The 13,268-nt window shown below is 65.7% G+C and carries 11 protein-coding genes and 1 tRNA gene; 5 read left to right on the top strand and 7 right to left on the bottom strand.

Annotated elements, in window-relative coordinates; all coding sequences use genetic code 11:
- Nucleotides 1-2: 2 nt before the first annotated feature.
- Nucleotides 3-209: a MerR family transcriptional regulator gene (locus C7I84_RS05940; protein WP_165815993.1), complete on the bottom strand. Its 207-nt coding sequence runs from the start codon at nucleotides 207-209 to the stop codon at nucleotides 3-5.
- A 197-nt stretch (nucleotides 210-406) separates the two neighbouring features.
- Between C7I84_RS05940 and C7I84_RS05935 the strand changes: the two genes are divergently transcribed.
- The 3 genes from C7I84_RS05935 (at nucleotide 407) to C7I84_RS05925 (ending at nucleotide 2,319) form a co-directional block, all read left to right on the top strand.
- Nucleotides 407-934 carry a hypothetical protein gene (locus C7I84_RS05935; protein WP_106771230.1) on the top strand — a complete coding sequence of 176 codons (528 nt, stop codon included), beginning with the start codon at nucleotides 407-409 and terminating at the stop codon, nucleotides 932-934.
- A 65-nt stretch (nucleotides 935-999) separates the two neighbouring features.
- Nucleotides 1,000-2,151: a tyrosine-type recombinase/integrase gene (locus tag C7I84_RS05930; RefSeq protein ID WP_165815992.1), complete on the top strand. Its 1,152-nt coding sequence runs from the start codon at nucleotides 1,000-1,002 to the stop codon at nucleotides 2,149-2,151.
- A gap of 83 nt (nucleotides 2,152-2,234) precedes the next feature.
- A tRNA-Leu gene (locus C7I84_RS05925) sits at nucleotides 2,235-2,319 on the top strand.
- Nucleotides 2,320-2,322: 3 nt separating this feature from the next.
- Here C7I84_RS05925 and C7I84_RS05920 read toward each other — a convergent pair.
- From C7I84_RS05920 to C7I84_RS05895, 6 genes are all read right to left on the bottom strand, one after another.
- Nucleotides 2,323-3,834: a tripartite tricarboxylate transporter permease gene (locus tag C7I84_RS05920; RefSeq protein ID WP_106771228.1), complete on the bottom strand. Its 1,512-nt coding sequence runs from the start codon at nucleotides 3,832-3,834 to the stop codon at nucleotides 2,323-2,325.
- 8 nt (nucleotides 3,835-3,842) lie between these two features.
- Complete coding sequence (locus C7I84_RS05915; RefSeq protein ID WP_106771227.1) at nucleotides 3,843-4,304, bottom strand: tripartite tricarboxylate transporter TctB family protein; 462 nt, start codon at nucleotides 4,302-4,304, stop codon at nucleotides 3,843-3,845.
- Nucleotides 4,305-4,506: 202 nt separating this feature from the next.
- Complete coding sequence (locus tag C7I84_RS05910) at nucleotides 4,507-5,481, bottom strand: Bug family tripartite tricarboxylate transporter substrate binding protein (protein WP_106771226.1); 975 nt, start codon at nucleotides 5,479-5,481, stop codon at nucleotides 4,507-4,509.
- Nucleotides 5,482-5,636: 155 nt separating this feature from the next.
- The gene (locus C7I84_RS05905; protein ID WP_106771225.1) at nucleotides 5,637-6,614 is read right to left on the bottom strand and encodes a tripartite tricarboxylate transporter substrate-binding protein; all 978 of its coding nucleotides are present in this window, start codon (nucleotides 6,612-6,614) and stop codon (nucleotides 5,637-5,639) included.
- 223 nt (nucleotides 6,615-6,837) lie between these two features.
- Entirely contained in the window at nucleotides 6,838-8,190 is a 1,353-nt protein-coding gene (locus C7I84_RS05900; RefSeq protein ID WP_106771224.1) for a sigma-54-dependent transcriptional regulator, read from the bottom strand.
- Complete coding sequence (locus C7I84_RS05895) at nucleotides 8,187-10,031, bottom strand: ATP-binding protein (RefSeq protein ID WP_106771223.1); 1,845 nt, start codon at nucleotides 10,029-10,031, stop codon at nucleotides 8,187-8,189. Before C7I84_RS05895 ends, C7I84_RS05900 begins: the two co-directional genes overlap by 4 nt.
- Before the next feature lie 140 nt (nucleotides 10,032-10,171).
- On the opposite strand from C7I84_RS05895, the gene C7I84_RS05890 reads away from it, so the two are divergent.
- A complete protein-coding gene (locus tag C7I84_RS05890; RefSeq protein WP_106771287.1) occupies nucleotides 10,172-11,212 on the top strand; it encodes a zinc-dependent alcohol dehydrogenase family protein in 1,041 nt (346 codons plus the stop codon).
- Nucleotides 11,213-11,445: 233 nt separating this feature from the next.
- On the top strand, nucleotides 11,446-13,257 hold the full coding sequence (gene ade / locus C7I84_RS05885) for an adenine deaminase (protein WP_106771222.1): 1,812 nt from the start codon (nucleotides 11,446-11,448) through the stop codon (nucleotides 13,255-13,257).
- Nucleotides 13,258-13,268: the final 11 nt, after the last annotated feature.

Below are 13,268 nucleotides of genomic sequence, written 5' to 3'. Positions count from 1 at the left end.
CGTCACGCGGCTGCCCCGATCTTCATTTGCAGCCCAAGCTTCTTGGCTATCGGTGCAACGGGGACGACGATCCTGCCGCCGATCCGGATCGTATCGAAGTCGCCGCGGCGCGCAGCCTCATACGCACCGTTACGGCTTAGTCCATAAAACAGAGCGCCCGCGTCGGTCACAGAAATGGTCGGTCGTCCCAAGGCATCATCCAATGTCATGTGGTATGTCCTTGCTTTGTTCGATACGGATGTCATACATCGCACTGCCACATAAGTACGTAATCGGACGAGAAGGTCAAGGGGAGCGCACCTGGGTGATCCGGCGTTTTCACCAACAATTTCGCGTTACCGAAGTGACGGATTGCCATGGTTCGCGCGCCGGTGTACCGCTTGAGCATTACTAAGGAGTCTTTGGCATGGCAAAAGAGACGGTGCGAGGCAGCAAAACCGAAACGCTCACCATTCGGCTTGACCCCAAGACTCGATTTGTCTTGGAGTACCTCTCGCGCTTGAAGGGGCAGACCATCACGACCGTGGTAGAACGCGCGATCGTAGCCGCCGCGTCACAAGAGGTGGTGCAGGATCCCAGATATCCCAATCAGCCGGATGGCTGGCAACAGTTCTGGGACGTCAGTGATGGGGTTCGGGCCCTACGAATGGCAGAACGGCCAGAATTCTTCCCGACATATGAAGAGGATCGACGCCTTGCTTTTGCACGTGAGCACTGGCCGTTTTTCTACCAGACTCCCGAGAAGATGCGGTTCATCAACCACTACATAGACGTGCTGTGGCCTCAAATTGATTACTTTGTACAGATGCACGAGGATCAAAGGACATCTGACTATTATGCAGCTGGCAAGGCAATGCAGCAGGCGTTGAGAGCGGCGAAGCTCGGTCCTCCTGAGTGGCCAATCAACTTCGATAAAGACGAAATTCCATTCTAGGGGAAAGTTCCAACTGAAAGGCCGCGTCCGCGAACGCAGCCAAAGCAAATAGATGGATGGCAGGGATGCGAGGCAACATCACGCGACGCGGAAAATCGTCATGGCGCCTGAAATTTGATCTCGGGACCGATCCCGTCACCGGCAAACGCCTGACGCAATACGTGACGGTGCGAGGGACGAAGAAGGAGGCCGAGGCTGAGCTGAGCAAGCGGCTTAACCAAGTCAATGCCGGAGGGTACGTTCCCGTTTCGAAAAAGACAGTCGCCGAGCACGTCCGAAGTTGGCTTGAAGGCAACCTTGATCTGGCGCCGACGACAAAGGAACGGTTCTCCCGATTGATCGAAAAGCAGATCGTCCCGCACCTTGGGAATACCCTGCTTCAGCGGCTCCGGCCGTCTCAGATTACAGAATGGCATTCAACCTTGCGAAAGAGGGGCGGCAAACACGAGCGCCCGCTGTCTCCTGCAACCGTAAGGCAGGCTCACCGCGTGTTGCATCTCGCACTTGGACAAGCTTTCGAGCATGAGGAGGTTACGCGCAATGTCGCGTCAGGAAGAAAGCTCCCCAAATCGAAGGATCCGGATATCCAGATCCTGAAGGAAGGCCAGATATCGCCGGTTCTCACAGCCTTGGCCGGCCATTGGTTGCTGCCGATCGCCACTGTGGCCGTAGGAACTGGTATGCGCCAGGGCGAGATCATGGCGTTGCAGTGGGGAGACGTCGACCTCAAGAAAGGGACGCTGAACGTTCGCCGTACTCTGGAGGAGACAAAGGCCCACGGACTGCGATTCAAGGTTCCGAAGACGAAGAACGGCGTTCGGACGATTTCGCTTCCCGGCAGTGTAATCGAGGTGTTGACCCAGCATCGCAAGCAGCAGCTTGAGCAGCGCCTTGCCTTGGGCATGGGGAAGCCTTCCTCCGATACGCTGGTGTTCTGCGAACCGGATGGAGCACCAATCGCTCCGTCGCGTGTTTCTGGTGCCTGGCGCGACACCGTAGAGCGGCTGAAACTGATCAAGGTCCGCTTCCACGACCTGCGCCACACCCACGCGTCGGCGTTGATCGCCAGCAAACTAGATGTGGTTGCAATCAGCCGCCGGCTCGGGCATGCATCGCCTGTGGTTACGTTGTCGATCTATGCCCACCTGTTCAAGCAGACTGACGACGGCGCGGCCTCAGCGATCGAAGACGCAATGAGAACGGGCGCGGAACGGTAAAGGAACCCCTTCGGTGCCAATCCGGTGCCAAATCGGCACCAGACCCGATTATCTCGTGTCCTAAGCGTTTGAAATATCTATGTGCGGGCGTGGCGGAACCGGTAGACGCAAGGGACTTAAAATCCCTCGGGCTTGCCCGTGCGGGTTCGATCCCCGCCGCCCGCACCATTGTCACGCCTCCTCCTCGACGAACACTTCGTCGCGCTTCTTGCGCACCGACGGAAGCAGCACGACCACCAGCACGGCGACGGCGATGGCGAGCAGCGCGGCGCTCAGCGGCCGCGTGATGAAGGTCGTCGGGTCGCCGCGCGACAGGATCATGGCGCGGCGCAGGTTTTCCTCCAGCAGCGGCCCCAGCACGAAGCCGAGCAGCAGGGGCGCCGGCTCGCAGCGCAGTTTTGTCAGGATGTAGCCGAGCAGGCCGAACAGGGCCACGGCATAGAGGTCGAAGACGTTGGAGTTCACCGAATAGACGCCGATCGAGCAGAACGCCATGATGATCGGGAACAGCACGTAGTAGGGCACCGTCAGCAGCTTCACCCACAGGCCGATCAGCGGCAGGTTGAGCACGATCAGCATCAGATTGCCGATCCACATCGAGGCGATGATGCCCCAGAACAGCGCCGGCTGCTCGCTCGCCACGTTGGGACCGGGCACGATGCCCTGGATGATCATGGCGCCGATCATCAGCGCCATCACCGGATTCGCCGGGATGCCCAGCGTCAGCATCGGGATGAAGGAGGTCTGCGCCCCGGCATTGTTGGCCGATTCCGGACCGGCGACGCCGGCGACGGCGCCCTTGCCGAACTCCTCGGGGTTTTTCGAGACACGCTTCTCCACAGTGTAGGAGGCGAAGGCGGCCAGGATGGCGCCGCCGCCCGGCAGGATGCCGAGGATCGATCCGATCGCCGTTCCGCGCACGATCGGCGCGGCCATGGCGCGAAAATCCTCGCGGGTGGGAAGCAAGCCGGAGACTTTCGCCATCAGCACCTCGCGCGTGCGTTCGTTCTCCAGGTTGCGGAGGATCTCGGCGACGCCGAAGACCCCGACGGCGACTGCGACGAAGTTGAGCCCGTCGGCATATTCGCGGATGCCCAGCGTGAAGCGCGGCGAGCCGGAGATCACGTCGGTGCCGACGAGGCCGAGCAGCAGCCCGAGCACGACCATGGCCAGCGCCTTGACGACCGAGCCATGGGCGAGCGCGATGGCCGAGACGAGGCCGACGATCATCAGCGAGAAATATTCGGCCGCGCCGAATTCCAGCGCGATCGCCGTCAGCGGCGGCGCGAAGATGGCGACCAGGAAGGTCGAGACCGTGCCGGCGAAGAAGGAGCCTATGGCCGCGATGGCGAGCGCCGCGCCGGCGCGGCCCTTGCGGGCCATCTGGTAGCCGTCGATCGCCGTGACGGCGGATGAGGATTCGCCCGGCATGTTGATGAGGATCGCCGTGGTCGAGCCGCCATACTGCGCGCCGTAATAGATGCCGGCGAGCATGATCAGCGAGGACACAGGGTCGCCGATCTGGAAGGTGAGCGGCAGCAGCATGGCGATGGTCGCCGTGGCGCCGATGCCCGGCAGCACGCCGATGAGGGTGCCGAGCAGCACCCCGATCAGGCAGAAGCCGAGGTTCCAGATGGTCGAGGCGGTCGAGAAGCCGAGCGCGAGATTGTCGAGCAGATCCATGGCGAGCCTCAGAAACCGATCCAGGGGCCGAAGCGGCGGAAGGGCAGGCCGAGCGCGTAGCTGAACACGGCGACCGAGAAGATGGTCACCGCGGCAGCCAGGATGAGCGCCGCGGCGGGCTTCATGCGGTGGCTGGCGAAGGCGGCGATCAGGCAGGTGAGGAACAGCGCCGGGACGAAGCCCAGGCCGCGCACCGTGAGCCCGAAGAAGATCGGCGCCGGCAGGATGAACAGCGCGCCGCGCCAGGCGATGGCGCCGATCGGCTCGCCGGCGACGCGTGTCGCCTGGATGACGATGACGACGCCGAGCACGATCAGGATGCCGGCCAGCACCAGTGGGAAATATCCGGGCCCCATGCGGAAGGTCGTGCCGATGTCGAGGCCGAACGACTGGATGGCGAAGAACGCGCCGAAGGCGATGAAGATCGCTCCGCAGGCGCCGTTGGTGGGATCAATCTTGAGCGAGTTCATGGCCTCCCCCTCGTGTTCGAGGCGTGGTTTCCGGGTCGCCTTCCGGCAAGACATTTCCGGCATTGCCGCCGAAGAGCGTCTTGGACCGCCGCCCCCCGGTGGAAGCGCGGGGCGCGTTCGTCGTGGCCGCCCTCTGCCTTTCCTTCGGCCGCGGGTGCAGAAAAGATCCCGCGGCCGCGGCCGTTGCGCAAGCCGAAAGGGCTCAGTCCAGCGAGACGCCCGCCTCCTTGACGATCGGCGCCCACTTGGCGGTCTCGCTCTTGACGTGCTCGGCGAGCTTTTCGGGGCTCGACCCGACGATCTCGGCGCTGAAATCGCCCATGCGCTGCACGACGGTCGGATCGGCGAGCGCCGCCAGCGCCGCCTTGTTGAGCCGCGCCACCACGTCCGGCGGCGTCGCCGCCGGGGCGAACAGGGCGTTCCACGTATAGGTCTCGTAGCCCGGCACCGTCTCGGCCACCGTCGGCATGTCGGGGAAGGAGGCGGCGCGCTTGGCCGTGGTCACCCCCAGCCCTTTCAGCGTGCCGGACTTGATGTGTCCGGACGAAGACGGGAGGTTGTCGAACATGATCGGCACCTGGTTGGCGATCACGTCGTTCAGCGCAGGCCCTGCGCCCTTGTAGGGCACGTGCTGCATCTCGACCCCGGCCATGCTCTTGAACAGTTCGCCCGACAGGTGCAGCGGCGTGCCGTTGCCGGACGAGGCATAGGCATACTGGTCCGGATTGGCTTTCAGCAGGTCGATCAGTTCCTGCACCGTGTTGACCGGAAGCTGCGGGTTGACCACCAGCACGTTCGGCACCACGACCAGCAGCGAGATCGGCGAAAAATCCTTCTCCGGATCGTAGGGCTTGGTCTTCAGCATCAGCGGGTTGAGCGCATGGGTGGCGACGGTGCCCATCAGGATGGTGTAGCCGTCCGCCTCGGCGCGCGCCACCTGGTCGGCACCAAGGTTGCCGCCCGCACCCGCCACGTTCTCGACGATGACCTGCTGGCCGAGGTCCTTGGACATGCTCGCCGCGATCAGGCGCGCCACCAGGTCGGTCGAGCCGCCGGCCGCGAAGGGTACGACCAATGTGACCGGCCGGTCCGGAAAGCCTTGCGCCGAAGCCGGGCCTGCCCAGGCCAGGCCGGCGCCCAGCGCAAGGCCGAGCGCGGTTCTTCTGGTGATTTCCATGGTTTCCTCCTTGGGGTCGTCGATGTCGATCCGGGCGACGCGCCTTGCAACCTGTCTCTGAGCCGGACAGTCTCCCGCGTCGTGTCGGCCTGCAATGGCCGTCCAGCGCGAAACCGCCCGGCGGAAGGCGTCCGCCAGGTGGTTCCGGCGTTGCGTCAGTCGGCGTACTGGCCGGCCGCCTCGATGATCGGCTTCCAGCGGGCGATCTCGCTCTCCAGCTTGGCCTTCAGCGCCGCCGGCGTGGCGTCGGCCTCCGATGAGGGCGCGGTGCCGAGTTCGGCGAAGCGGGCGACCACGTTCGAATCCTTCAGCGCCACCTGCAGCGACTTCGACAGGCGCTCGGTGACCTCCGCCGGCGTGCCCTTCGGCGCGTAGATGCCGTGCCAGATGCCGACCTGCATGCCGGGCAGGCCGGCTTCGTCGGTGGTGGGCAGGTCGGGCAGCGCCTCCAGCCGCTGCGGGGTGGTTACCGCATAGGCCTTGATGGTTCCGCCGGTGATCTGCTTGGCGGTGTTGGTGGTCTGGTCGCACATGATGTCGACCTGGCCGCCGAGCAGGTCGGTCATGGCCGGCCCGGTGCCCTTATAGGGGACGGTGACCAGTGGCGTCTGGATGGCGCTCATGAACAGCATGCCGCACAGATGCGAGGCCGCGCCGATGCCGGCATTGGCAACGGTGACGGTATCCTTGTTGGCCTTGGCGTATTCGACCAGGCCCTTGAGATCCGTCGGCTCAAGGTCCTTGCGCGCCACGATGGTCATCGGCACCTCGGTGACGAGGCCCACATACTCGAAAGCGCCCAACGTGTCGTAGGCGAGCTTGCGGTAGAGCGTGGCCGATGTCGCCATGCCGATGTGGTGGAGCAGCAGCGTGTATCCGTCGGGATCGGCGCTCGCCACCCGTCCGGCGCCGAGCGTGCCGCCGGCCCCGCCGACATTCTCGACCACGATCTGCTGCCCGAGGTCCTTCGACATCGCTTCCGCCACCAGGCGGGTCACGGTATCGGTCGGACCGCCGGCCGCGAACGGCACCACGACGGTGATAGTGCGGTCGGGATAGGTCTGGGCGACGGCGGCATTGGTCGCCATCGCAAACGACGCGGCCACGGCAAGGCTCGCGAGCAGCTTCTTCATCGGGCATCCTCCCTGGACTTTCGGAACACACGCCGGATCGGCCAGCAAAAAACCTCCCTGCGGCCGGCGGCGGATGAGGCATTGCAATGCGCCGAGCCTACAGGAATGCAATCACGCTGGCGAATTTTTGCCGGCTTGCCGCGACACAGGCCGGAGTGGCGGGTGGAAACCGGAACATCGGGCCCAAAAATGGGTGGAATTCCACCCATTGCTCGGGCTGTACCTAGGCCGGCCTTTCCTCGGCGGCGTGGTCGCGGCGGTCGAGACCGTATTTCTGCATCTTTTCGTAGAGCGTCTTTCGGCCGATTCCGAGGCTCTCATAGACGGGCTTCAGGCTGCCGCCATGAGCGGCAAGCGCACTCTCGATCAGCTTGCGCTCATAGGCGGAAACGCGCTCGGCCAGCGTTCCTCCGCCTTCGTTGTCCGGCTCGCCCTGCGGCTGAAGGCCGAGGCCGAGCACGAAGCGGTCGGCTGCGTTGCGCAGCTCGCGCACATTGCCCGGCCAGTCGCGGCGCGCCACTTCCGCGATCACCGCGGGCGGGGCGTCGACCGGTTCGCGCCGATAGCGCGCCGCCGCCTCGTTGACCAGATGCAGGAACAGCAGCGGCACGTCCTCGCGCCGCTGCGTCAGCGACGGTACCCGCAGCGTGACGACGTTCAGCCGGTAGAACAGGTCGGCGCGGAAGCGGCCCGCCGCCACCTCGACCTCAAGGTCGGCCTTGCTGGTGGCGATGAAGCGGATGTCGAGCGGCACCTGCTCGTTGGAGCCTAGCCGGGTGATGGCACGATCCTGGATGACGCGCAGCAGCCGCGCTTGCAGTTCGAGTGGCATCGAGCCGATCTCGTCGAGCAGCACGGTGCCGCCGCGCGCATGCTCGAACTTCCCGTAGCGGGCGCGCAGCGCGCCGGGGAAAGCACCGGCCTCGTGGCCGAACAATTCGCTTTCGATGAGGGCGCCGGGCAGGGCGGCGCAGTTGATGATCAGGAACGGTTTTGTCGCCCGCTGGCTGATGTCGTGCAGCAGGCGCGCCGCGACCTCCTTGCCGGCGCCGGTGTCGCCGATGATCAGCACGTCGGCGTCCGTCGCTCCCACGGCACGGATGCGGTAGCGCAGGTCGACCATGGCGGCGGTGCGGCCGGGCAGCCGCGCCTCGACGTCGTCGCGTTTGCCGGCGACGGCGCGCAACTCGCGGTTCTCCAGCACCAGCCGCCGTCGGTCCATGGCACGGCCGGCCATATCCGCCAGATGCTGCGATGTGAACGGTTTTTCGATGAAGTCGTAGGCGCCCTCGCGCATGGCGCGCACCGCGAGCTGCACGTCGCCATGGCCGGTGGTCAGGATCACCGGTATCTCGGGATCGATGTCGCGGATGCGCCCCATCAGCGTCATGCCGTCCATGCCGGGCATGCGGATGTCGGTGATGACGACACCGTTGAATCCCTGGCTGACGAAGTCGAGGACGCGCTCGGCTGACGGGAAGTCGCGCACGGCGAGGCCGGAAAGGTCGAGCGACTGCGCGGCCGAACGCCTGAGTTCGTCCTCGTCGTCGACGAGCAGGACGGTCGCGGCCTTCATTCGGCGGCTACCGCTGCGGCCGACGCGGCCGCGTCGAGTTCGATCGTGAACACCGCGCCGTCCTCGGGATGGTTTTCGGCCGACAAGCTGCCGCCGAAATCCTTGACGATGTTGTAGGAGATGGAGAGCCCGAGCCCGAGCCCCTTGCCAACGCCCTTGGTGCTGAAGAAGGGATCGAAGATGCGCTCGGTGATTTGCGGGGCTATCCCAGGCCCGCGGTCGCGGATGGCGATTGTCACCTTGCCGCCCTGCTGCCGCGCGGTCAGCGTTATCGTCCGGTCGTCCAATCCCTGCACGGCGTCGGCGGCATTGGAGACGATGTTCACCAGCACCTGCTGCAGGCGCACGGTGCCGGCGATCACCACCGGCGGCACCGCGCCCAGATCAACCTCGAGCGTGGCGCCGGCGCTCTCCAGCCGCCGCCCGATGATCTCCAACGTATCGTCGACCACCTCGGCGAGCGGGACGGGCCCGAGCCTCTGGTTGGGCTTGCGCGCGAAGTTGCGCAGATGGCGGCTGATCGTCGCCATGCGGTCGGCGAGGCTGGATATGCGCGAGACGTTGTCGCGGGCTTCAGGCACGCGCGCGCGGTCGATCAGCACGGCCGCGTTGTCGGCATAGGCTTTCACCGCAGCCAACGGTTGGTTGAATTCGTGGCTAAGCGCCGCTGACATCTGGCCGAGCGCCGCCAGCTTGCCGGCCTGCACCAGGTCCGATTGGGTCTGCCGCAGCCGCTGCTCGGTCGTCCGGCGTTCCGCCACTTCCAGCTCCAGCTGGGCGTTGACGGTGGCGAGGTCGGCGGTGCGCTCCTCGACCCGGCGCTCCAACTCCTCGCGCGCCTGCTTCTGCATGAGCATGCGCTCGGCCTGGCGAGCCCGTCGCTGCAGGATGATGGCGCCGATCAGCGTCGCCAGGCCGAACAGCAGCACCGCCGCCGTCGCGCTGGTCAGCGCCTGGGCGCGTGCCGACGCAGTGTCCATCAGCACGCTCACCGTCCAGCCGGCATCCGCCATGTTCTCGGAGACCTGCAGGAACTCGCGCGTGGCGCCGCCGTCCCTGATGGTTACGAACTCGTGGCCGTCTTCGGGGGCGCCGCGCGTGATCGGCAGCTCGCGCAGCACGGCGTCGGCGTAGCGGCGCGACTGTCTCGTGCGGGCGACGCGCTCCGGCGTCAGCGGCAGCAGGCCGGCATAGAGCCATTGCTCGCGGCCGGCCATGAAGATGATGCCTTCCGGGTCGGCGACGATGATCTCGTTTTCGCCGCCCCGCCAGGACGCCTCGACCGCGTCGATCTCCACCTTGAACACGACGACGCCGCGAATCTCATCGCCGACCAGGACCGGCGATGAGAAGAAGTAGCCGCGCCGCAGCGACGTCGTGCCGATGGCGAAGAACCGGCCGCGCCTCCCAGCTGCCGCCTCCTGGAAATAGGGACGGTAGATGAAGTTCTCGCCGACGAAGGTCAGCGGCAGGTCGTAATTGCTGGCGGCGATGGTGTCGCCGTTCGGAACCATCACATAGATGTCGGACGATTGGAGCAGCGTATTGATTTCCTTGAGGTATTCATTGGCCTGAGCGCGCCGGACCGGGTCGTCCGGATGGCTGACGAGATCCTTGATGTCGTCGTGGTCGGCGATCAGCGCCGGCAGCGGCTCGAAGCGGCTGATGTGGCCGCGCAGTGCCGCCACCGCGAGCCGCAGCGTCGTCTGCCCGCGCGATGCCGCCTCGTCGAAGGCGGTGCGGGTGGCGATCCGGTGGCCGAGCATGGCGATCGCGACGGCGGCGGCCGCAAGCACCAGCGCGATCCAGAATTTTCGCAGGCGCAGGACCCGGAGGGCCATCGAACATCCTCATACGCGACTTGCTATTAGATGGCGGGCGGTAACGAATGCAATGGCCGCGTCGAGGCGGTGCGCATTGGCTTTGCGCCGCGAACCGGGAGCGGTATGGTTGAAAACTCCGAAAGGGAATGGGAAATGTCATGAGAGCCGTCGTCTACGAGCAGTTCGGCGCGCCGCCGGCCGTGAAAACCGTTCCCGACCCCGAGCCGACGCCCGACGGCGTGGTCGTCAAGGTCGAGGCGACGGGGCTCTGCCGCAGTGACTGGCACGGCTGGATGGGACACGATCCCGACATCGTGCTGCCGCATGTGCCGGGCCACGAGCTCGCCGGCACCATCGCGGCAGTGGGCAGCCGGGTCACCGGCTGGCGCGTCGGCGATCGCGTCACGGCGCCCTTCGTCTGCGGCTGCGGCCGCTGCTTCGAATGCCATTCCGGCAATCATCAGGTCTGTGAGAAGCAGTCGCAGCCGGGTTTCACCGCCTGGGGCTCCTTCGCCGAATATGTGGCGCTCGACTTCGCCGACACCAATCTGGTGCGGCTCCCTGACGAACTCGACTTCGCCACCGCGGCCAGCCTCGGCTGCCGTTTCGTCACCTCCTTCCGCGCCATTGTCGACCAGGGACGGGTCAGGCCCGGCGAATGGCTGGCCGTGCACGGCTGCGGCGGCGTCGGCCTTTCCGCCATCATGATCGCCACAGCCATGGGCGCCAATGTCGTCGCCGTCGATCTCACCAAGGAAAAGCTCGATTTCGCCCGCGAGATGGGCGCGGCGGCGACCGTCAATGCCTCCGAGGTGGAAAACGTCCCGCGCGCCGTGAAACAGATCACCAAAGGCGGCGCGCATGTGTCGATCGACGCGCTCGGCCATCCCGTCACCTGCTTCGACTCGATCTCCAACCTGCGCCGGCGCGGCCGCCACGTCCAGGTCGGCCTGATGCTTGGCGAGCACAGCGAGGCGAAGGTGCCGATGGCACGCATCATCGCGCACGAGCTCGAGATCTACGGCAGCCACGGCATGCAGGCGTTCCGCTATTCCGCGATGATGGACATGATCGCGGCGGGCCGGCTGAAGCCGCAGAAATTGGTCGGCCGAACGCTTTCGCTCGACGAAGCGCCGACCGCGTTGATGGCGATGGACCGCTTCGAGGGCACGGGCATTGGGGTGATTACGCGGTTTTGAGCAAACGAGCGCGGCGGGCAGTTACCTTCTTTCGGCAGAAAGGCGCAGCAGTCCAGAAGTCATGCGAGCCGAAAAGGAAACTGTCCCCGCCATGCGCCGTCTCTGTCGCGGACTTCCTGCGCCAATTTCGGGTATCGGGGTAGGCCGGGTAAAACGGTCCCGGCGCTTGATCTGCATGGCGCTGGCCAAATCGCGTGCGCCTTGGCACAGTCTCGCGCAAACAGGAGTCGTCCATGGCCAAGAAGCCGGGTTTCCCGAAACCGAAATCCTGGGCGGAGATGGCTCCGCTGCTGGTCGATGTCGCCACCGGCCGCAGGCCGGCTGACCTGGTGGTGCGCAACGGCCGCTGGGTCAACGTGCATTCCGGCGAGATCATCGCGGGCACCGACCTCGCGATCACCGGCGGCCGCTTCGCCTATTGCGGACCGAATGCCGCCCACGCCATCGGCGAGGGCACAAAGGTGGTGGACGCCGCCGGCCGCTATCTTGTGCCGGGCCTCTGCGATGCGCACATGCATGTCGAAAGCGGCATGGTGACGGTGACCGAGTTCGCTCGCGCCGTTATCCCGCACGGCACCACCTCCATGTTCGTAGACCCCCACGAGATCGCCAACGTGCTCGGGCTCGACGGCGTGCGGCTGATGCATGACGAGGCGATGGCCATGCCGATCAACGTGCATGTGCAGATGCCGAGCTGCGTGCCGTCGGCGCCCGGCCTCGAAAATGCCGGCGCGTCGCTCGCCGTCGCGGACGTCGCCGAGGCGATGACCTGGCCGAACATCATCGGGCTGGGCGAAGTCATGAACTTTCCCGGCGTCATCGCCAACAATGCGGTGATGACCGGCGAGATTGCCGCCACCGTGCGCGCCGGCAAGACCGTCGGCGGCCACTATGCCTCGCCCGATCTCGGCACTGCCTTCCACGGCTATGTCGCGGGTGGGCCGGAGGATGACCACGAGGGCACGCGCGCCGAGGACGCCATCGCTCGGGTTCGCCAGGGCATGAAGGCGATGCTGCGGCTGGGCTCGGCCTGGTACGACGTCGCCAGCCAGATCAAGGCGGTGACGGAGCAGGGGCTCGACCCGCGCAACTTCATCCTGTGCACCGACGACAGCCATTCCGGCACGCTGGTGCATGAGGGTCACATGGACCGCGTCGTGCGCCATGCGATCGCCCAGGGGCTGAAGCCGGTCACCGCCATCCAGATGACGACCGTCAACACCGCCGAGCATTTTCGCCTCGGTCGCGAGCTAGGCTCGATCGCGCCCGGTCGGCTGGCCGATTTTCTGATCGTCTCCGACCTGCCGACGCTGAAGATCGACGAGGTCTATGGACGCGGCGTCAAGCTCGCCAAGGGCGGCAGGCTCACCGTGGACATCCCGGCCTACGACTATCCCCGCAAATCCAGGAACACCGTGCGGCTCGGCCGGAAGCTCAAGGCGGCGGATTTCGACATCGCCGCGCCGGCGGGCGCCAACGAGGTGCGGGTACGCGTCATCGGCGTCATCGAGAACCAGGCGCCGACCCGCGCCCTGCAGGCCGATCTTGCCGTCGAGAACGGGCTGGTGGCGATGGACCGGCCCAACGACGTCTGCCAGATCGCACTGGTCGAGCGCCATCGCGGCACCGGCGCCGTCACCAACGCCTTCGTCTCCGGCTTCGGCTATATGAAGGACTGCGCGATCGCCTCGACCGTGGCGCATGACAGCCACCACATGATCGTCGTCGGCACCAACAAGGCCGACATGGCGAAAGCCGCCAACCGGCTCGGCGAGATAGGCGGCGGCGTGGTGCTGATCGCCGAGGGCCGGGAGCTGGCGCTGGTCGAGATGCCGATCGCCGGCCTGATGTCGGACGAGCGCGCCGAGATCGTCGCCGAAAAGGCCGATCGCCTGACCAGGGCGATGCGCGACATGGGCTGCAGCTTGAACAACGCCTACATGCAGCATTCGCTGCTGGCGCTGGTGGTCATCCCGGAGCTGCGCATCTCCGATGTCGGGCTGGTCGACGTGACGACGTTCCAGAAGGTCGACCTGTTCGTCTGAGCGTGTTGCGC

This window comes from Kumtagia ephedrae, assembly GCF_003012745.1.
Classification (GTDB): Bacteria; Pseudomonadota; Alphaproteobacteria; order Rhizobiales; family Rhizobiaceae; genus Kumtagia; species Kumtagia ephedrae.
Note: the sequence above shows the minus strand (reverse complement) of the source record. Positions and strands in the feature narration are given on the sequence as shown.